General features: G+C 43.8%; 18 protein-coding genes. 6 read left to right on the top strand and 12 right to left on the bottom strand.

Annotated features, from left to right (window positions below; all coding sequences use genetic code 11):
- Positions 1-2: 2 nt before the first annotated feature.
- From HY58_RS17525 to HY58_RS17515, 3 genes are read right to left on the bottom strand one after another with little or no spacing between them, the layout of a single operon-like run.
- Positions 3-1,334: a M28 family metallopeptidase gene (locus tag HY58_RS17525; RefSeq protein WP_082022213.1), complete on the bottom strand. Its 1,332-nt coding sequence runs from the start codon at positions 1,332-1,334 to the stop codon at positions 3-5.
- A 40-nt stretch (positions 1,335-1,374) separates the two neighbouring features.
- On the bottom strand, positions 1,375-2,106 hold the full coding sequence (locus HY58_RS17520) for a LytTR family DNA-binding domain-containing protein (protein ID WP_172644679.1): 732 nt from the start codon (positions 2,104-2,106) through the stop codon (positions 1,375-1,377).
- Positions 2,107-2,131: 25 nt separating this feature from the next.
- Positions 2,132-3,193, bottom strand: a complete 1,062-nt coding sequence (locus HY58_RS17515; protein ID WP_039135148.1) for a sensor histidine kinase — start codon at positions 3,191-3,193, stop codon at positions 2,132-2,134.
- 195 nt (positions 3,194-3,388) lie between these two features.
- On the opposite strand from HY58_RS17515, the gene dxs reads away from it, so the two are divergent.
- A complete protein-coding gene (gene dxs / locus HY58_RS17510; RefSeq protein ID WP_039135145.1) occupies positions 3,389-5,317 on the top strand; it encodes a 1-deoxy-D-xylulose-5-phosphate synthase in 1,929 nt (642 codons plus the stop codon).
- A 66-nt stretch (positions 5,318-5,383) separates the two neighbouring features.
- Here dxs and HY58_RS17505 read toward each other — a convergent pair whose 3' ends face one another.
- From HY58_RS17505 to mscL, 3 genes are all read right to left on the bottom strand, one after another.
- Positions 5,384-6,178, bottom strand: coding sequence for a ScpA family protein (locus HY58_RS17505; RefSeq protein ID WP_156123744.1), 795 nt, complete (start codon positions 6,176-6,178; stop codon positions 5,384-5,386).
- Positions 6,179-6,258: 80 nt separating this feature from the next.
- Positions 6,259-7,302, bottom strand: a complete 1,044-nt coding sequence (locus HY58_RS17500; protein ID WP_039135143.1) for a DUF3078 domain-containing protein — start codon at positions 7,300-7,302, stop codon at positions 6,259-6,261.
- A 72-nt stretch (positions 7,303-7,374) separates the two neighbouring features.
- Positions 7,375-7,776 (bottom strand): large conductance mechanosensitive channel protein MscL, encoded by a 402-nt coding sequence (gene mscL, locus HY58_RS17495; RefSeq protein WP_039135141.1) that lies wholly within the window; start codon positions 7,774-7,776, stop codon positions 7,375-7,377.
- A 117-nt stretch (positions 7,777-7,893) separates the two neighbouring features.
- On the opposite strand from mscL, the gene HY58_RS17490 reads away from it, so the two are divergent.
- Complete coding sequence (locus HY58_RS17490) at positions 7,894-8,850, top strand: DMT family transporter (RefSeq protein WP_052324262.1); 957 nt, start codon at positions 7,894-7,896, stop codon at positions 8,848-8,850.
- Here the strand turns inward: HY58_RS17490 and frr are convergent.
- Together frr and HY58_RS17480 are read right to left on the bottom strand one after the other, a co-directional pair.
- Positions 8,837-9,400, bottom strand: a complete 564-nt coding sequence (gene frr, locus HY58_RS17485; RefSeq protein ID WP_039135137.1) for a ribosome recycling factor — start codon at positions 9,398-9,400, stop codon at positions 8,837-8,839. The genes HY58_RS17490 and frr overlap by 14 nt on opposite strands.
- A gap of 39 nt (positions 9,401-9,439) precedes the next feature.
- Positions 9,440-10,570: a glycosyltransferase family 4 protein gene (locus HY58_RS17480; protein WP_039135135.1), complete on the bottom strand. Its 1,131-nt coding sequence runs from the start codon at positions 10,568-10,570 to the stop codon at positions 9,440-9,442.
- Between the two features lie 156 nt (positions 10,571-10,726).
- Between HY58_RS17480 and HY58_RS17475 the strand changes: the two genes are divergently transcribed.
- Together HY58_RS17475 and HY58_RS17470 are read left to right on the top strand one after the other, a co-directional pair.
- Complete coding sequence (locus HY58_RS17475; RefSeq protein ID WP_039135133.1) at positions 10,727-11,566, top strand: transketolase; 840 nt, start codon at positions 10,727-10,729, stop codon at positions 11,564-11,566.
- A gap of 88 nt (positions 11,567-11,654) precedes the next feature.
- Positions 11,655-12,020: a four helix bundle protein gene (locus HY58_RS17470; RefSeq protein ID WP_039135130.1), complete on the top strand. Its 366-nt coding sequence runs from the start codon at positions 11,655-11,657 to the stop codon at positions 12,018-12,020.
- Positions 12,021-12,051: 31 nt separating this feature from the next.
- Here the strand turns inward: HY58_RS17470 and HY58_RS17465 are convergent, their stop codons facing one another.
- On the bottom strand, positions 12,052-13,275 hold the full coding sequence (locus HY58_RS17465; RefSeq protein ID WP_039135127.1) for an FtsX-like permease family protein: 1,224 nt from the start codon (positions 13,273-13,275) through the stop codon (positions 12,052-12,054).
- A 16-nt stretch (positions 13,276-13,291) separates the two neighbouring features.
- Positions 13,292-13,705, bottom strand: a complete 414-nt coding sequence (gene rbfA / locus HY58_RS17460) for a 30S ribosome-binding factor RbfA (RefSeq protein ID WP_052324261.1) — start codon at positions 13,703-13,705, stop codon at positions 13,292-13,294.
- Between the two features lie 113 nt (positions 13,706-13,818).
- On the opposite strand from rbfA, the gene HY58_RS17455 reads away from it, so the two are divergent.
- A complete protein-coding gene (locus HY58_RS17455; RefSeq protein ID WP_039135124.1) occupies positions 13,819-15,639 on the top strand; it encodes an ABC transporter ATP-binding protein in 1,821 nt (606 codons plus the stop codon).
- Between the two features lie 36 nt (positions 15,640-15,675).
- Positions 15,676-17,802, top strand: coding sequence for a DPP IV N-terminal domain-containing protein (locus HY58_RS17450; protein WP_052324260.1), 2,127 nt, complete (start codon positions 15,676-15,678; stop codon positions 17,800-17,802).
- Positions 17,803-18,036: 234 nt separating this feature from the next.
- On the opposite strand, the gene HY58_RS17445 is transcribed toward HY58_RS17450, so the two are convergent.
- Complete coding sequence (locus HY58_RS17445) at positions 18,037-19,200, bottom strand: PorP/SprF family type IX secretion system membrane protein (RefSeq protein WP_172644678.1); 1,164 nt, start codon at positions 19,198-19,200, stop codon at positions 18,037-18,039.
- A 9-nt stretch (positions 19,201-19,209) separates the two neighbouring features.
- A partial coding sequence (locus HY58_RS17440; protein ID WP_039135119.1) for a T9SS C-terminal target domain-containing protein occupies positions 19,210-21,479 on the bottom strand: 2,270 nt, incomplete at its 5' end.

The following is a 21,479-nucleotide window of genomic DNA, read 5'->3' as shown; positions in this document are numbered from 1 at the left end:
TCCTACCTAAGTTCTGATGTGTTCACCCTGCTTGGTGTATCAGCACCCGATATGATAGTCCTGGAGCTGATTGCAATAGCCTTAATGATCTGTGCCATATTCGCCATATCGAGTGTTTCAAACTCATCATCAGCCGTATGATAATAAGGCTCGCTGTCCATTTTGGATGTTGAAATAGTATGCGCTGGTACACCAAGACGGGCAAGAGTGGCATTGTCTGAGCGATAAAATAACTGTTGTGCGGGGTAGGGATCAGGATAAAATTTGAAGCCTGATCCCGCCAGGTTTTTCTCCATGATCTTTCCCATATCCGTTTTTTCGTACCCGGTAATAAAGGCAGAATTCTTTCCCCATTTGCTCTCCGTACCTATCATCTCAATATTGAACATGGCCATCACTTTGGCTGGATCAAACTGCTGTGAAAAATAGCGCGAACCAAAACCTCCCGATTCTTCCGCGGTGAATGCGGCGAAGATGATGGTCCTTTCATTGCCGCCAGTTCTTTTAAAATAGTCTGCAAGCATTATAACCGCAGTAATGCCTGCGGCATCATCATTTGCACCATTAAATATAGAATCACCATTCAAGGGCTTGCCTATGCCAAGGTGATCATAATGCCCGGAAAATATAACGTATTCGTCCTTACGGCTCGTACCAGGCAATATGCCAACAACATTGCTTAATGCTGCCTTCTTGATGTCATGGATGGCAGAAATGCTAAACTTAGACGGAACAGTTTCTCCTAAAATAAAAATGGTACTGTTTACCGAAGGCATCATCTGCCTTTTGAAATTTGTAAGTCGTGGGAAATTTGCAGAATGCGATGGATCCACCATTACCAGCCTGTTCATGCCTGCATTTACATGCTTGCGGGCTTCATTGAAAAACTCTCCTCCCTTTGGAATAGTCACCACTTCATATCCCGACTGCTCATTAACAGTTAAGTTTTCTGTTGTGGTAATGACTATTATATCTTTCTGCTCAATTATTTTCTCATCAAGCGTTGCAGTTGCACTTTTGAACGCTGGTCGGATAAGGTCAAACGCCTGCTGGTATCCATTAGCGTTAGCGGACTTTTCAAGCCCTATTCGTTCAAATTCTGATGCAATAAATGAAGCCGCCTTTTCAATACCAGGTGTAAAGACTCCCCTTCCCTGCATATCATCTGCTGATAGCACTTTTTCAATTCGCGTAACTTCTGAAACAGAAAATTCAGCAGAACTCATTCCGGTACCGCTATTGGCAACCGGATTCTCAGTGGTGGTATTACCAGTTCTTACAGCAGGTCCGCAGGAGACAAGAAAGGCAAAAAATACAAAAGGATAAAGGCGCATACGCTTAATTGTTGTTTGTTGGTAGTTTGTAATTTAATCCTTACAAACTCATCATCTCTTTAAATTTAACTGTCTGCCTACGGCTCACCTCAATTTTCTCGCCTCCTTTTAATTCAAGAAGTAGTCCACCATTAAAATATGGTTCGATTTTCTCGATCAGCCGCAGATTAACTATATGCTTTCGATTGGCCCGGAAAAAAACCTTCTCATCCAATCGCTCTTCCAATGCATTTAATGATTTTAATATAAGTGGTTTATTATTTGCAAAGAATACTTTGGCGTAATTACCAACACTTTCAAAGAGACGTATATCACTGAGCTTCACAAACCAGCATCGCTCACCATCTTTCACAAAAACCTGGTCATGCTCACTTAATAAACTCTTGTTAGTGCCAATTGCCGGCGACATGGCCTCTTTTTCCTCTGCAATATGCAGTTTATGGATGGCATCTGCCAGTCGCTTGGAGTCAACCGGCTTAAGTAAATAATCCAGTGCATTTACTTCAAACGCTTTAAGCGCATATTCATCGTAAGCAGTCGTAAAGATTACATGGGGCGATTTTTCGAGCTCGCTCAGCATATCAAATCCGGTTTTACCGGGCATCTGTATATCAAGGAAAACAAGATCAGGTTGTAAATTCTCAATAGACTCCAGCCCTTCCGCAGCATTTGCCGCTTCCCCTACAATCTCGATCTCAGGAAAATCCATCAGCAACTTTCTCAATTCAGTACGGGCCAGCCGCTCATCATCAATTAGTACAGCTTTTATCATAGATATATGTTTTGTGGAAAAACTATTATGCCGTTACAGCACTAACCGGAATCTTAACCATGGCTTCAACCAGGTTTCCATTGGTTTCACGTATACTGAAATCGGCCTTATTACCGAACAGTAACTGCAATCTGTTGCGTGTACTGCTAATGCCGAAACCTTCACCATTCATTTCCCCGTTGAGGCGCCCCGTATTCTGCACCATCAATTCATGGTAGTCGTCTTTGAAGTCAGAACTTATTCGCACCACCCCTCCCCGCATCTGTTTTCCTATGCCATGCTTGATCGCGTTCTCTACAAGAGTTTGTAACATCATAGGTGGTACCGGTTGGTCGAGCGTGTCTTCATCAACATCAAATTCAACCTGAAGCCGATCTTCAAATCGGATATGCTCCAGGGCAAGATAATCCCGCACAATATTAAGTTCCCGCTCCAGTGGTACAGTCTCTGATTTTTCCGACTGCATACTGCTTCTCAGCAGGTTGCTGAGTTCAGTTACAGCATTTCTTGCCCGCTGCGGGTTTTCATCAATAAGTGCACGGATACTATTAAGGGCATTGAAAATGAAATGAGGATTGATATGGGCCTTGATTGTTTTGAGTTCCAATGCTTTAACTAATGCTTCCAGCTTTAGTGTATCCACTTCCTGCTTCCTGCTTTTCGCTACATAATGATATATATAATAGATCAGGGTCCATGGAATGATAAAAAGACCAATGTCCATTGTTGAGGCTAGCAACTTCGTACTGAAGTCGATCCTCCTTTGTACATCAGACTGAACTCCCAAAAGGTTTACCAATCCCATATAAAGAAGGCTGCAGGCGATACTCGTTACAATAATGGCTACCATCATGCGGGGAATCAGTTTCTCCACCGGCAACAGCAGCCATCCTCTGCTCCTGATAAAGGCCCTCAATATATGCGTAGTGAAAATTCCGGCTGAAAAAATAAGGCCAAGACGCATGAAAAAACCTGCATCGATCTTGGAAGGTGTTAATGAGTAGGCAAAAAAGAGCATCGACAGAACCACAAAAGTCCAGCCCGATACCTGGCAAAACCAGTAATATTTATAACCACGTGGCAACATAGAGCAAATCTAGCAGTTTGACAGGCACTAATATAATGAATTGTATTAAAGGCCAAATGCCTGTTCTGATGAGGAAGATGGGCGGATGGCCGGTTTTTCAGAACCTTATCAGCCTCGGATTGTTAAAATCTTTATCTTGTAAATCAGGATCGGAACCTGCAGGGTTCCTTATCTTTGACGCTTTATTTTAACTGAATGGAAATCAAACCCGGAGCGCTTTTAAAGGACATAAACTCCCCCGCCGACCTTAAGAAACTTGGCGCAGAACAACTGCACCAGGTCTGCGATGAGCTGAGGCAATACATCATTGATGTAGTAAGCGTTCATGGAGGGCATTTCGCCGCCAGCCTGGGCGTTGTGGAACTTACCACCGCCTTGCATTATGTTTACAATACCCCTTACGACCAGCTGGTGTGGGACGTAGGCCACCAGGCCTATGGACATAAGATCCTGACCGGCAGGATGCACAATTTTGCCACCAACCGTAAATATGGCGGTCTCTCTGGTTTCCCCAAACGCACAGAAAGCGAATACGATACTTTCGGGGTAGGTCATTCCTCCACCTCCATTTCTGCGGCATTGGGTATGGCACTTGCTGCCAAATACAAAGGTGAAAATCGAAAATCTGTGGCCGTTATTGGTGATGGCTCCATGACGGCAGGGATGGCATTTGAAGCTATGAACCATGCCGGTGTTTCCGATGCTGACATGCTGATCATTCTTAATGATAACTGCATGAGCATCGACCCTAATGTAGGCGCTCTCAAAGAATATCTCACTGATATAACAATTTCACCCGCCTACAATAAACTTAAAGATGATGTTTGGAAAGCTTTGGGGAAATTGCCTGTTGGAAAGAACTTCACCCGCGAAATGGCCAGCAAGCTGGAACATTCCATCAAGGGAATGGTAAGCAAAAGCAGTAACCTGTTCGAAGCATTGAACCTGCGTTATTTCGGACCCATCGATGGACACAATATTACCAAACTGGTAGACACCCTTCAGGACCTCAAAAATATTCCGGGACCAAAAATTCTTCACATCATAACCGTGAAGGGCAAAGGATATGAACTGGCGGAAAAAGACCAAACAAAATGGCACGCTCCTGGATTATTCGATAAGATCACCGGCGAAATATATAAGAAGAAATTTGATACCCCGCAGCCACCGAAATACCAGGATGTTTTTGGCCATACGCTCTTAGAAATGGCAGAAAAAGATGACACCATTTTTGGCATCACTCCTGCAATGCCTTCAGGATCTTCCCTGAAGATTATGATGGATAAAATGCCTGATCGTGCAATTGATGTAGGCATCTGTGAGCAGCATGCTGTTACTGTGAGTGCGGGATTGGCAACACAGGGGATGAAAGTGTTCTGCAATATCTATTCGTCTTTCATGCAACGCGCCTATGACCAGGTTATCCATGATGTGGCCATTCAAAAACTTCCGGTAGTCTTTTGTCTCGACAGGGCTGGACTGGTTGGGGAAGATGGTCCAACTCACCATGGTGCCTATGATATCCCTTATATGCGTTGTATTCCCAATCTGATTGTGAGTGCACCCATGAACGAAAGTGAATTGCGAAACCTGATGTATACATCAGCACTGCCAGGCACCAAACTTCCTTTTGTGATCAGGTATCCACGCGGTGAAGGTGTTATGCCAGAGTGGCGTACACCTTTAAAAGAAATTCAGATCGGTAAAGGCAGAAAGATTCGGGAAGGGGAAGATATCGCGGTACTATCATTCGGACACCCGGGTAATTTTGCAGCTTCTGCTATACGTGATGTTAAACAATATGGAATCAATGCCGGCCATTATGATATGCGATTTGTGAAACCACTGGATGAAGAAATGCTGCATGAAATTTTCAGCAGGTATTCAAAGATAATTACAGTGGAAGATGGAACAGTTGTTGGCGGATTCGGATCCGCAGTTGTAGAATTCATGGTTGCAAATAACTATCATGCACCGGTTAAAATACTCGGAATACCTGATCGTATTGTTGAACACGGCACCCTAAAGGAACTGCATCGCGAATGTGGTTATGATGCCAATGCAATTGCAGATGCGCTCAAAGAGATGATGGAAGAAAAAGTAAAGGTCACCCTTTTAGGATAATATCTAAAACAGAAAACCGACATCCTGATGTCGGTTTTCTTTTATCTATTCACAATTGCCTATTCGCTATTGCCTATTGTCAAAATCAAATTCAAAATTATCCTCTTCCCGCTCTTCATTCCATTCTACAATAAAGTTATTCCTTCCCTCGCCTGTCATAATGCGCATATATTTCTGCTGAACAAGTTCCAGCATACTCAGGAAAGTAAAGATTGCGTGAATCCGATTCTCGCATGCATCGAATAATTTCTCAAAGGACATTGTTTTCTCCGTACGGCAGCGCACAAGTACATTTTCCCTGCTCTGCTCCATAGTGTAGTTATACTGCACAACTGTATGAACAGGTTTGTTGTTTCGGTCATAAACTTTTTGCATCACCTTTTCAAATGACTTCATCAGTTTGAAAAGGGTGATCTGCTGAATCTCCGTTCCCTCTGATGCTTCTTCCCCGATAGTGCCCAACTCACGGTTAATATTACCCCGCTTCACCATCAGCATTCGAACAGCCTCCATTTCAGCGAGCTCAGCGGAGGCTTGTTTGTATTTTTTATATTCCAGTAATTTGTCTATCAGTTCCTGGCGCGGATCGATCTCGTTTCCGGATGCATCAACCTCCTTACGTGGAAGCAGCATTCTCGCTTTGATCCGCATCAGCGTTGAAACAAAGAGTATGAATTCACTCGAAAGTTCAATATTCAGTTTCTCCTGTCCATGGATAAAGTCGAGGAAATCGTTGATGATCTTTGTGATAGGTATATTATAAATATCAAGTTCATCCCGTTCAATAAAAAATAACAAAAGATCGAAAGGACCTTCAAACTGATCCAGTTTGATCTGGTATGATATCTGATTCGCCGCCATGCGGGCAATTTACGGATTATTTAAGTGTCTGACATGTATTAAGGGGATGTTCGAACATATGTCAGACACGCGGTTCGCAGTTAAAATTTAGCGGTCAGTCCTACACCCAATAAGGAACGTATCTGTGTTCCTGGTGAATTGTTCCCGGCTCCAAACTGTTTTACATCATCATCATAAATAAGATCCAGGTTATAGGTAACAGCCAGAAATTTATTCACTTTCATTACGATGGAATTGGTCCAGAACACATCGATATTTTGTGGTTGCGCTTTCAGTTTAACATCCGTAATGGGATCACGCTTGCCAATATAATTGGAGAAAAGATCGAGGCGGCTCTTATAGCTTACATTCTTCAGAATATCTTTTATAAAATTGGCAGACATATAGGCGCCTGCCTCAAAAGAGACCTTCCTGTTTGGATTTACACCATAGAGTGCTGCCAGCGGGGTTTCAGTTCCTCCGTCGGGTAATGGGATATCGCCGTTCTCATAATAGTAGCTATAAGGATCATTGCTAACAATCACCCAGCGGGCGGAAATAGGCGAAAGCATCAGGCTGAAGAAAGGAACTGGTTTCCATTCCAGTCCAGGCGATACCAGCATATACGCCGGAGCAAACAATCCGGATACCCTGCGACGAATCCCTTTGTTCAGGTAGTCATAATCATACCCATCGGTCATTTGAGTGCGAAGATTATACACGCCAACAACTGCCCAATGCTCACTGAGAAGCTTTCCAACCTTACTGTATAAATCTATCTTATCATCTGTTTTTCGGCTACCCTGCGAACTGGTCTTTTGCATAGCATAACCCAGGTCAAGTGTATTATCCCAGAAAAAATCTCCCTTCTTTTTATTGGCGAAAAGCGTTGTGTAACCTGCCAGGCTGAAAGATGACTTTTCCGCTCCTGCAGCCCAGTTGGAACTACTTCCCTGCGCAAGATTTATACTTAAAGCCCCACCTTTTCGCCAGCCTTTTTCATTGTATTTGTAAGTAGTATCGTCGTAAGTTTTACGCTCGGTTGCTTTTTTCATGCCCGAAACTGCTGCATCCTGTGCCCTCAGCGTGGCGGGGATCAATGCACTTGCCAATACGAACGAAAACAGGGTGGTGATAGCTTTCATAAACAAGTTTTAGTCTTAAAAAAAGGGCATTTTGAAAATTCAAAATGCCCGCGCAAATATAAGTGTAAATCTTTATTTCCTCCTTAGTTCGTCGCGGATCTCAGTAAGCAACACATCAGTGGATGAAGGACCAGCAGCCGCATTCGGATCTTTGCGAAGTATTGCCTTTATAAACAAATAACAAACAAAAGCGATGATAATGAAATCCAATACCGTTGTAAAGAACATGCCATATTGAAATGAAACAGCCGGAGTTACAACAGTTCCGGCGGCATCAATCACCGCAGGCTTCACAACATATTCCATCTTTGAAAAATCCTTACCGCCTGTGAGCAGGCCGATAATGGGCGATACTAACCCAGTCGTAAAACCCGTTACCAGCTTTGTAAAGGCTGTACCCATCAGGAAACCGATGGCGATATCAACAAGATTTCCCTTGGTCGCAAATGCTTTAAAATCTGATAAAAAGCCCATAATAATTGAATTTAGGTGGTTGTTGGATTACATATTATTCTAAGTCAATCTACTTATTCATCAGAGTAACATAATATTTATTTTTCCACACAGGTGCATATCGTGAATTTAGCAGCTATGCATGCAAATACAAAACTGGTTAACTGGCTCCTGTTTTCTTTGCTTTCCATAATATGGGGTAGTTCATTTATTCTCATGAAGGCAGGGATGACCGCCCTGAGCGCTTACCAGGTTGCGGCAATAAGAATGCTTAGCGCCGGATTGGTATTACTCCCTATAGTTGTAAAGCAATTCATACAACCATTATCACCAAAAGAATCACCTTCAAATTCCCTCATATCCCAATCTCTGCTTGAAAAAACCATTCTTAGGGAAAAGATGGGATTAATCATTTTGTCGGGATTACTCGGTAGTTTTTTTCCCGCATTTCTTTTCTGCATAGCAGAAACCCGGATCGATAGTTCCCTTGCCGGAATCCTGAATGCCCTTACTCCTCTTTTCACTATCATCCTGGGAGCTCTTTTCTTTCAACTGGAAGTTAATTTCCTAAAGATGAGTGGGGTAATAACAGGTTTCGCGGCACTTGTACTCCTATTTATAAGCGGAGGACATGCAAACATGCAGGATATCGGTTATGCATCACTGGTACTGATCGCAACCATTCTTTATGGTCTTAATGTAAATATGGTTGGAAAACATCTAAAAGGTGTGGGCTCCGTTACTATTGCCGCATTTGCATTTGCCTTCCTGATTCCTCCTTCGCTTGCGGTTCTGTGGTATACAGGATATTTTAAATTTGATCTCCTGATGGAAAATATACTTCTCTCCACTGCCGCATCAGCAGTGCTGGGAATATTTGGAACTGCAATCGCATCCATACTTTTTTATATGCTGGTAAAAAGGGCAGGCACATTGTTTTCTTCCCTGGTTACTTATGGAATCCCTTTTGTGGCTATTAGCTGGGGATTGCTTTATAATGAAACCATCAGCTTACTGCAGGTGATTTGCCTGGGTGTAATACTTTCGGGAGTCTGGATGGTGAATAAGGGAAGCAGGCAAATTAAACAGCCATGATCTCCTTCTCCTTGCTTGCCAAATGCTTCTCAACAAGAGAAATATGTTTGTCGGTAAGTTCCTGAACATCTGCTTCCGCATCCTTGGCAGCATCTTCGCTTAATCCGTCCTTCTGTAATTTTTTTATATGTTCGATAGCTTCCCTGCGGATGCTTCGGATCGCTACCTTGCTGTGTTCGCCTTCTCCGTTACAACGTTTTACAAGTTCCCGGCGTCGCTCTTCTGTCATGGGAGGAAGGAACATACGGATCATTACACCATCATTCTGCGGATTGATACCAATATTTGAATTAATGATAGCCCTTTCGATCGGTTGAAGCATATTTCTTTCCCATGGCTGCACAGTAATTGTTCGCGCATCAGTTGCTATAATATTAGCCACCTGGCTAATTGGTGTATTAGATCCATAATAATCAACGACGATACCATCCAGCATTTGAGGATTAGCCTTACCGGCACGTATCTTAACTAATTCTGCCTCAAGGTGGCTGATTGCTTTTTTCATGGAGTCAGCGGCATCCTCCATGATCATTGATAACTCTTCTGTCATTGGTTTACGATTAATCGTGGCAAAACTAAGGAAATGCCTTTATTTCTGTTGTAAAACCGATTCTTCAGTAAGTGGAACGATTTTGGCCTTCCCGATTTTTCCATTTACCTCCGCCGATGGGGTAACATAAAGCCTTGGACGACGCTGCCGGGCAATATACATAGCGCCTATAATGGTAAAGAAAATGCCAAATAAAAGCCCCATTAACCAGTTATTTCCAATCTCATGGAAGGCAAATGCAAGTCCAATTGTAATGGCATTCAAAGCCAGCAGTAATATCGCGACGGAGCGATGAGAGAATCCATTATCCAGAAAAAGATGGTGAATATGGTTTCTATCTGGAGAAAAGGGGGATCGTCGTTGAAAAATTCGTATGGCGAATACCCTTAATGTGTCTAGCAGGGGCACCATCAATATTCCAAATCCTACCGCGGGGGCGGCGGCAATTGGTAAACTAATATCGGGGGAAGTGGCCACCGTAATGAATCTTATAACTAATATGGCATTGATCAGCCCAATCAGTAGTGAGCCGGTATCACCCATAAAAATCCTGGCAGGCTGAAAATTGAAAATAAGGAAGGCCAGTATTGAGCCGGCCATAGAAAATGCCATCACAGCCTCTGCAATATATCCCACACTTACAAAGTAGATTCCAAAAACACTGGAAGAAAGAAATCCAAGGCTTCCCGCCAATCCGTCCACTCCATCAATCAGGTTAAAGGAATTGATTATCACTATAACGGTCAGATATGTAAATACCAGGCTGAAAAGCTGGGGCAGTCCATATATACCCATCAAACCATGCATACTGTCAATCTGGATATTGCCGAAATAAATAACAATGAATGCAGCCAGTACCTGGCCTATGAATTTCTTTACTGGAGAGATAATTATAATATCATCCTTGAGCCCGAGGTAATAAATGACAAGGGAAGCCGCAAGAAAATACTGGAGTTCACGGCCTTGCTGGAAATCAGCAACCAACAAAGTGGAAAATGCGAATCCCGCGAAAATGCCCAACCCGCCCAACGCAGGTATCGGAGCCTGGTGAACTTTCCGCTCGTCGGGAAGATCATATAGTTTTTTCATCGCAGCAACCCTGATTATAACGGGTATCGCCAGAAATGAAATTGCAAAGGATAGAGTTAACGCGAGAATTACATCAAACATGAATGCTTGTTTGTTGATTAGCAAAAATAGTCATCTAACTACAAACCACTATAAAAAATCGAGCCACATTTATATGAACGTTTTTCGTTTTGTTTTAGTTTCTACTCTTGTTGAAAGAAGTAAATGGGTTAGATTTGCCGCACAAATTAACGGCATATGGCTAGTTTACAAGAGGTTGCCTCGCAAATACGCAGAGATATCGTCAGAATGGTTCATGGTGTTGCAAGTGGGCATCCCGGCGGCTCCCTTGGATGTACGGAATACTTTACTGCCCTGTTTTTTAAGGTAATGAAACACGATCCTTCATTCAATATGAATGGCACCAATGAAGACCTCTTCTTTCTCTCTAACGGCCATATATCACCCGTTTATTACTCTACCCTGGCGCGTGCCGGGTATTTCGATATAAAGGAACTGGCAACTTTCCGGAAACTAAACAGCAGGCTCCAGGGGCACCCGGCAACGCATGAGCACCTGCCCGGAATCAGGATCGCATCAGGATCGCTTGGCCAGGGAATGAGCGTTGCCATCGGCGCGGCACTGAGCAAAAAACTGAATGGCGAAACGGATACAACCGTTTTCTCACTCCATGGCGATGGCGAACTGGATGAAGGCCAGAACTGGGAAGCCGCAATGTTCGCCGCCCACCATAAAGTGGATAACCTTATTTCTACCGTCGACTGGAATGGTCAGCAAATTGATGGTCCCACCGCCAAAGTAATGAACCTCGGTGCCCTCGATAAAAAGTTTGAAGCATTCGGCTGGCATGTGTTAGTCCTGGAAAACGGCAATGATGTGGATGCTGTTGTGGCTAAACTGGAAGAAGCAAAATCTCTGACAGGAAAAGGAAAACCCATTGTAATTCTCATGAAAACAGAAATGGGCAAAGGAATTGATTTCATGGAAGGCAGCCACGAATGGCATGGCATAGCTCCTAATGATGAACAACTCGCCAAAGCCCTGTCACAACAGGCCGAAACACTGGGGGACTATTAGTGGAGGGATGGAGGGATGGAAGCAGCCAGCCAATATCGGTGATTTCACCCTATGGAGGCGGTGATTAATAATGGAGATTTGAACTGTTATGTTTTTAAATCTCAATCATCGCAGATTAGTTGGGTATTCTTATGCCAGATCTTTAGTAAATGAATGTTATGAATTATCTAACCGATTCCCTCTTCATGAAAAATATGGAATTACAGCTCAGATTCGAAGAGCAGCCGTTTCAGTATACTTGAATATTGCCGAAGGAGCATCAAGAAAGTCTGATGCTGAACGAAAACGTTATTTTGAAATAGCCCGGGGATCTGTAATGGAAATAGACGCCATACTTGATATCGCGAACGACAATGGATATCTGAAAGACATAGACCTTACAGAAATGCAGGAAAAATTAGTTAGGTCATTCAAGTTGATCTCAGGTATGAATGCTTCTGATAATCTTTTTTAATTCCACCCCTCCATCCCTCCATCCCTCCAAATCAGCTCCTCAACTCCACCCTCTCCCCCGCCGCCTTTTTCGCCGGATACCAACTGGCCATAAATGCCACCACCACTACTGTGCCGAGAACAAGCAGAAAATCGCGGGCAAGAAATTGGACCGGGTAATAATCAATTACAAAACTTCCACCTTGAAGCTCTACCAGCTTGAAAGTTACCTGTGCCCAGCAAATGATGAAAGCTAACAGAGTTCCAGCAAGCGCACCTACTGTTGCCAAAAGGAAACCCTCCGAAATAAAAATGGATTGAATTCGGCCATCAGATGCACCCATAGCTTTTAATACCTGGATATCCTTCTGCTTCTCCAGCACCAGCATCGTAAGTGATCCGATCATGGTAAAAGCTGCTACAACAAGTATTAAGGAAAGCACCCCGTAAATCACCCATTTTTCCAGTTGCATTATACTGTAAAGTCCCTGGTTCTGCTGGTAGCGGGTCAATACTTTATACTCCTTTCCCAGTAAACGGGTTATATCTTCCTGCAATTTGTCTTCCTCACCATCCGCATTCAGGGCTATTTCCACACCTCCATATTCATCAGTCCCGAGGTTTAGCATGCGTTTCATAAAACCCAGGTTTGTAAACACATATTTATTGTCAAAATCCTGCTGCACCGCAAAAGCACCGGCGGTATATAGATTATCGGCACTGAGGCTCTGCATTGGATCCGATACACTCAGGTTAGCACCTTTTTTGGGAAGGTAAACAGTAAGCGGCATGAGTGCACGGTCACTCCAAAGGCCAAGTGCATTTTCAATACCAACTCCCAGTACTGCAAAGGGTTTACTTTCATCACCCAGCTGAAAAGCGCCCACTTTTACATTCTCTGCCATACTCGTAACACTAGTATATGCTGAATCAACTCCCTTCAGGTAAACAATGGTCTGAGCTTCCCCATTCTGTAGTAAAGCTTTTTCCTCCATAACCAAAGAATAAGATCGCACACCAGGCATCGAACCGAGTTGCCGGAGCTGCTCCGCCGATAATTGAATGGTCTTTCCCTTTGCAGGAATTACTTTCAGGTCAGTATAAAAAGTGGCATATAAACTTTTCACCAGGTCTTCGAAGCCGTTGAAAACACTGAGCACCACTATAAGAGAGGCCGTTCCCACAATAACTGCGGAAACACTTACCCATGCTATGATGTTAATGGCATTGGTAGACTTCTTACTCTTGAAATAACGCCAGGCGAAAAGAAAATTCACAGGTGGTATTTAAGTTTTATGCTTGCTCTTCATCTCCTGTCTTATCAGATTGTTCAGGCTGGTGCAATGTTTGATCCTCCTCTTTAATCTTACGGAAAAGGGTCTCCATCTTATCAACCTGGTCAAGGGTCTCATCAAGATAGAACTGCATTTCAGGAATACGCCGCACCTGGTGTTTAATGGATTGCGCCAGCTCCCGTTTGATTTCCCAGGCCCTGTCCTCCAGCTTTTTCATGGCGGCCTTTTTATCCTTCACCTTAAAAAGGCTTATATATATTCGTGATTCCAATAAATCAGGGGTCATTTTCACCGAAGAAATAGATACCATCCCTCCATCTATCATGGTCAGGCCAAGGCGTTGAAATATACCATTCAATACTTCCTGAATCTCTCCTGCTACCTGCTTCTGCCTTTTCGTCTCTTGTTGCATGACGCTTCTTTTGATTGCTGTAAAATTATGGATTATCCCCCATCTTTAACAGCTTCTAACTCGCAGCTGCGGCGAAAAAGCGTAGGTTTGCTCCTTCTTATTACAAAACAGGAATGAAAAATTTCTCTCGAATCCTTAAATACCTGGGCGAAAAAAAAGGAAACATAATCCTTTATTTCATCTTTAACCTGCTTTCAATTCTTTTTTCACTGGCATCACTTGCTATGCTGGCCCCCTTCCTTCAACTGCTTTTCGGGAAAGAAAAACTTACTGATGTACAGCCTGTTTTTGAATGGTCTGCAACAGGACTGATGACCGCACTTAAATTTCAATTGAGCCGACTGATATCTGATAACGGTCCCGTCTATGCGCTTGCTGCCATCTGTATCACCATCATCATTTCCATATTCCTGAAGAACCTCTTCCTCTATATGGCCTATCGCGTACTGGCCCCTATGCGTAATTATGTGATGACAAAACTGAGGGCCGAACTCTATTCTAAAATTCTCGTTTTACCGATCGGCTTTTTCACCGAGCAACGAAAGGGAGACATCATCAGCCGTATGAGTAACGACGTAAATGAGGTGGAATGGAGCGTAATGGCTGCGCTGGAAGCACTTATCAAAGAACCACTTACCATCTTTATTATTCTTGTATCACTTATATTTTTAAGTCCAACCTTATCGCTTTTCCTCCTTGTACTTCTGCCTGCCACAGGTTTTATTATCGGACGCGTGAGCCGCACCCTGAAAAAACAATCAGGAACTGCACAGGAGCAACAGGGATTACTCTTAAGTGTTCTCGATGAAACCCTGGGTGGATTAAGAGTGATCAAAGCATTCAATGCAGAAAAAATACTTAGCAATAAATTTTTTGGCATCAATAAGAACCTGAACCATATAAGGAATATGATGAATTTTCGCCGCGATCTTGCCTCACCGATGTCTGAATTCCTGGGCGTGATGGTGCTCACAGCTATTCTGTGGTTTGGGGGAAGGCTCGTACTTAATGGTTCAGCAGGCCTCGAAGCCGATGGCTTCATCACATATATTGTATTCTTCACACAGATCATTAATCCAGCCAAATCATTCTCAAACGCTATTTACAATGTGCAACGGGGAAGCGCAGCCGTAGAGCGTATTGAAGCCATCCTGATGGCACCGGTTAAAGTGGAGGATTCTCTTGGTGCCAAAGAACTGAAAAGCTTTGAACGTAACATAGAATTCCGTAATGTTTCCTTTGCCTATGAGGACGCTATTATTCTCGATGATATAAATCTTGTAATTGAAAAAGGGAAAACAGTGGCATTGGTGGGATCATCAGGATCAGGGAAAAGTACCCTAGCCGATCTCGTACCACGCTTTCATGATGTCACTAAAGGCGAACTCCTGATTGATGGGGTTAACATTAAAGAATATACGGTGCACAGCATCCGCAAACAGCTGAGCATTGTGACCCAGGAACCTATTTTATTCAATGATACCATCGCAGGAAATATAGCACTGGGAAGCCCGGAATCAGCGATCGCAGAAATTGAACAGGCTGCAAAGGTTGCCAATGCACACAATTTCATCACGCAGAAAGAGGAAGGTTATTCAACGAATATAGGTGACCGTGGGGGGAAACTCAGTGGTGGTGAAAGGCAGCGACTAACCATTGCTCGAGCCTTGCTCAAAAACCCTCCCATACTTATTCTTGACGAAGCAACCTCTTCACTCGATACGGAAAGCGAGCGACTTGTGCAGGATGCTATTGATAATATGATGCAGCACCGTACAAGTATTGTCATCGCTCACCGCCTCAGTACTATCCGTCATGCCGATGAGATCATTGTTCTCCAAAAGGGAAAGATCGTTGAACGCGGTAACCACGAACAGCTTATTCACCAGAATGGATTTTATAAGCGGTTAGTGGATATGCAGGAGGTTAAATAAATTTGGCCTAATCTTGACTAAACACAATAATCACACATGAGAAATTTCTTAATGCTTGCAGGGGCAGTGCTTTGCTTTGGAATGGCACAAGCCCAGCAAAAATCCGTAACCTGGGAACAGGCATTCAAATCTGCGCCTACAAATATCTTGAAACCCCTGCCCACAATTACCGGATGGGCAGATGCTAAACAATACATCGAATCAAGAAAGGATAAAAATACTGTGTCGCAATTTGCTGTTGATGTAAAGACAGGAAATACAGTTCCATATAGCGGGAAATCTGTTGCTAAAGAAATTGTACCCGATATTAAAATTGAGGGTGCGCGTAATTTAACATCATCTCCTGATGGAAAATTTGTCGCTTACACTAAAACAGATAACAACCTTTATATCACTGAGCTCTCCTCAAAAAAAGAAACTAGAATAACTTCCGATGGCAATGACTCCCTTCTCAACGGATACGCATCCTGGATCTACTTTGAAGAAATTCTGGGGCGTGCAAGTCGCTACAAAGCTTTCTGGTGGAGCAATGACGGTAAGCAGCTCGCCTTTATGCGATTTGACGAAAAAGGCATGCCCGTTTTCCCTATTTATGTTGCGGACGGTGTTCATGGATCACTAGAAAAAAACCGTTACCCAAAACCCGGCGACAAAAACCCTGACGTTAAAATCGGCATCGTAAACATTGGAGCTATTGCCGCTGGCGCAACCCCCACAACAGTTTGGGCCGACTTCAATGAAAAAGAAGACCAGTATTTCGGCACCCCGGTTTGGGCGCCTAATGGGCAGCTCTGGGTTAGCTGGATGAACCGCGGCCAGGACCAGCTCAAAGTTTATGGTGTTAATATCGCAACAGGTTCTAAATCGCTTCTTTACGAAGAGAAGCAGGACACCTGGATCGATCTGGATGATACAGATCGTTTCGAGTTTCTTTCTTCAGGAAAAGGATTTATTCTTAAGAGTGATGCAACCGGATGGCGTCATCTTTATCTCCACGATATGAAGGGTAAGCGCCTTGCAACACTTACTTCCGGCGATTATACCGTAGGAAATGTATTTGAGGTTGATGAAAAAGCAAAGCGCGTTTATTTCTCTGCGCGTAAAGAGAACAGTGCCCGCACAGACCTCTACAGTGTTGGTATGGATGGAAAAAATATGCAAAGGCATTCGTTCGGTGATTACAGTTTCACCAACATGATGCTTGCCCCCGATAAGAAATCATTCATAACAACATATTCTAATCTCACAACTCCTCAAACTACGGTTGTTGTTGATATGAAAGGAAAGATTCTCCGTGAAATCGGAAACGCAAAGGGCCCTGAAGCCTCTGCATATACACTTCCCCGTAAGGAACTGAAACGGGTGAAATCTGCTGACGGACTATTTGATCTCCCTGTATTGATCACCTACCCTATCGGTTTTGATCCCGCGAAGAAATACCCGGTGATGGTTAATATTTATGGCGGACCAAATGCTGGTACCGTTTATGATACCTATCGCATGGGTGCTACTGATATCTGGTGGGCGCAAGAAGGAATCATTCAGGTTGCTATTGACAACCGCAGCAGTGGACATTTCGGAAAGAAGGGAATGAACTTTATTCATCGCCAGCTGGGCATGTATGAAATTGAGGATTACATGACGGCCGCAAAATGGTTGGGCACACAACCCTGGGTTGATGCCAGCAAGATGGGTATTACTGGCGGAAGTTTTGGGGGATACCTTACCTGTATGGCCCTTACCTATGGAGCTGATGTATTCACACATGGTATTGCCAATGCCTCGGTAACTGATTGGTCACTCTATGACACGCATTATACAGAACGTTTTATGGATACCCCGGCAGAGAATCCGGAGGGTTACAAAAAAACCGCAGTGATGACCTATGCCGATAAACTCAAAGGCACACTTCGCATTGTTCACGGCACTACTGATGATAATGTTCATATGCAGAACAGCATCCAATTGATCAACAGGCTGCAGGATCTCGGCAAACAATTCGAGATGATGATCTATCCTAATGAGCGTCATGGCATCGGTGCCAACGTACGCGCCAAACGCGAACACCTCACGCGTGAATCGGTAAGCTTCATGTATAAATACCTGCTTAACAAACCCGTTCCTCCCCAGGTTTGGCAGAGTGTTGAGAAGAAAGCATTTTAATAATTAAATAAAGATTCCTTATTGGTCAGGTAGTTAGAATTATTTTTCAACTACCTGACCGATTTTTTTCCATTGCCATCGCCTTTATCATTGAAAGCCATCCCCCAACACGCTGCATATTAATTTGCGGCGGCTAATGTTGATCGTTATAAATACCGCCCTAAAATGATGAATAAAGGGGCGATTGAAAAGACTGCAAAATCAATACTTAGGTTTTTACCATAAACCAACAGATTACTTCCAGGGGGGACAATAAATGATACCACTGTTCTTCCGTTTTATATCCCGGAAAATAACAGATACTTCCCAGGTGCTTCGTTTGCCCGGGGAATCACGAAGCTTTGATATCAAAACATCTGAACTGAATCCAAATTGCATTTTTCCTTTGCTGAAACCCAGGTAAGGAACAATGGCATTCTTACTCCAATACCAGACCCCGGCGCTCACGCTTGTGTTGCTTACTTCATCAACCACATAACCGAGTCCACCGCCAACAGAAAAATAACTGGCGGTAGTTTGGCGCTGGTATACTCCGTTGGTTGTTAACACCAATCCGTTATTAAGATTACGCTCATAGTTTGCATGTACTACCCAACGCGTGGCTAGCCTTTCATTATCATCTTCCAGGAAAGTTTGCCTTGGTTGATTGAGATGGAATCCCGCCACACCGAAATCAAAATTCGCTTTGTCGCCACCAACTGAATAAGTAAGTCCGGCACTTGAACTCAGGTAGGGTTTCATTGCAGAAAGAGAGAACTCGCCAGTAGGCAGGTTTACATCAAAACCCCGACCATTATATTGTTCACCAAAAACAACACGTGTCCAGTCCATTCTTTTATGACCATAGATCAATCCCACACCGGCCCCGAGATAGTGGTTATTATTATACCCTTCCGCGATCTGCACATTATAAGACACATTTCCCGATCCATACACACTCTGTAAAACACCACCCATTGTTCGGTCGTACATGAACATTCCACCCACCGAAAAACGCTGACCTTCAGGTAATGTCTCGACAAAGAGTTTCCTGTCGTGCGATATAGTACCTGTAATGTATGGGGCGGTTGGCCCTATCCACTGACTACGGAAGTTCATGATCACGCGCCAGTCGCCATTGATATTTCCGGTAAGTGCGGGATTGATATTAAGTGGTGATGCCCAGAATTGGGAGAAGCTGGGATCTTGCGCCTTGGAAGAAAATAATGATAGTAACAATATTACCAATACCAATACCCTGGTAAATAAACAACGCAAATAAAAATTATAAATCGATCTGAGGTTTACTTCTTCGTTTAGATATAGCCGTGAGCAGGAATATATAACATGCATTGCAGCTCCACCCATCTTATCAGGCGGTGGCTGCAGGCATACATATTTGTTATACATTCTTCTCATCATTCAAATTTAACGCATCAATGCGGCTAGTCCTGTTAGCCTGAATATCTCGCCATTTATACCCACGGCTTCAGCTGTCCATGTATAGGTATCAATTGGCTGTATCTTACCCTTATAGATACCATCCCATCCGGCACCAAGGGTTGATGTTTCGTAAACCAGTTCACCCCAACGGTTGAAGACGCGGAACCAACGAAGCTCAATAATATTTATAGTGAATGGGAAGAGCCTGTCGTTTCTTCCATCACCATTCGGTGTCCAAACTGTTGGCACGTAGATGGCAGGTTTCAGTCCCGGCTCAGTTGTATTCACTGGCTGAACCACCAGGGTATCCACCGTTACGCATCCTGCCTCTGAACGCATTTCGATCTTATATTCAACACGCTTGTCATAGGTGAATATTGGATCCAGAATATTATAACGGTTCAATCCCAATGGCGGGAACCAGTTGAACATGTTATAATTAGGACCAATATTCCTTCCCTGAAGCTGCGTAGGTGTATTTGCCGTAGTAAATACAGGTGGCAGACGCACGCCATCTATCGGGATGGTGATCCAGAGTTGGTGGCTGATATTTTCATCACTTACATCTTTTGTACAATTGCGGTCGGTTACGGATGTGATCGTATAAGTGGTGGTGGTATTAGGACCAACATTCAGGCGATAGGTATTGCCACCAACATTATTGATAGTTCGGCTCTGGCTGCCATCAGTATAAGTGAATGACCATGGTCCCTGTCCGGTAAAACGTATGATCAGGTCAGTGTTCAGGCCCAGACAGAGTGAATCAGGTCCTTCAATGGTGATGGTTGGTAATGGGTTGATGACCACTCTTACTGGTTGTATATTCTGGCAACCATCGGCATTGAGCGCGCGTATAAAGTAAGTACCGGTACGGCCAACAGCGCGTGGGTTGTTAAGCGCATCGGTAGCATTTTCATTAAGCCAGTAACTAAGAACCAGGTTAGGATCACTACCAGCTGTGATGGCCGGTAGGGTTATATCAACAGTTGCCGGACTACATACTGGTGCCGGATCGGTTGTACGCAATGTTGCACCCTGAAGTACTGATACTGTTACAGGCTGAATGGTTTCACAACCATTGGCATTGGTCGCCTTAATATAATAAGTACCTGCTGCATTAATGCTGTTTGCATTATTCAGTGGCTGTGAGGCTGCAGCATCGCGCCAGTATGTAAATGTAAGACCGGCATCGCTTCCAGCGGTGATAGCGGCAGCGGTGAGGTTCACATTCAATGGCGGACATACTGCAGGCGGATCCGTGACCACCAGGTTTGGCTGTGCATTGATGGTAACATTAACCGGCAGAACAATTTCACAACCTGCAGCGGAAACAGCTTTAATATAATAAGTTCCAGACGCAGCAATAGCGTTAGCATTTGCCAGCTTTTGAGTTGCGTCTGCGTCTGACCAGTAGGTTAAGGTGAGGTTAGGCTCACTGCCTGCAGTAATTGCAGCAGCAGTAAGGTCAACCGTATTAGGAGCACAGATAGCAGGATCATTGATCACAAGGTTTGGCTGATCAGTAACAGAAACGATGACCGCTGCGATTGTTTCACAACCATTTGTAGCGGTTGCTTTAATATAATAGGTTCCTGCTGAAACAGCAGTTGGGTTCGGCAGACTGGTTGTTGCATTGGCATTGGTCCAGTAGCTCAATGTGAGGTTTGGATCACTGCCTGCTGTGATGGCTGAAGCTGTGATATCAACAGTGGCTGGAGCACAAACTGCTGCCGGATTCGTGATCACCAGGTTTGGTGCCAACTGCTGCGCGATGGTTACATCCGTGGTTACGATACAATCATTGGCATCTCTCACGGTGATAGTATAAGAACCAGCCGCGAGGTTGTTGAAAATATTGCCTGACTGGTAAGTTGTACCACCATTAATGCTGTACTGGATCGGTGCCGTACCATTGGAAGTCGTAACTGTGATAGTACCATTGGCCTGGTTACATTCAATAGTTGGTGCAGTAGCACTAGCTGTGAGTGTACAGCAGATTTCTTGTGTGATGGTAACGGTTGTTTCTGCGGAGCAGCCATTTGCATCACGTACTATTATATTATAGTTTCCAGCATTAATGTTGGTGAATAAGTTGCGTGATTGATAATTGGTTCCACCATTAATACTGTATTCATAAGGTGCGGTACCTCCTTCAGCAGTAATTGTGATAGTGCCAGTGTTGGTAGTACATGATATTTCTGGGGCAAGTACACTAATACTCACCTCATTCACCATCAGGATCAGCGTCGCTACAC

This window comes from Flavihumibacter sp. ZG627 (assembly GCF_000814325.1).
Lineage (GTDB): Bacteria > Bacteroidota > Bacteroidia > Chitinophagales > Chitinophagaceae > Flavihumibacter.
Note: the sequence above shows the minus strand (reverse complement) of the source record. Positions and strands in the feature narration are given on the sequence as shown.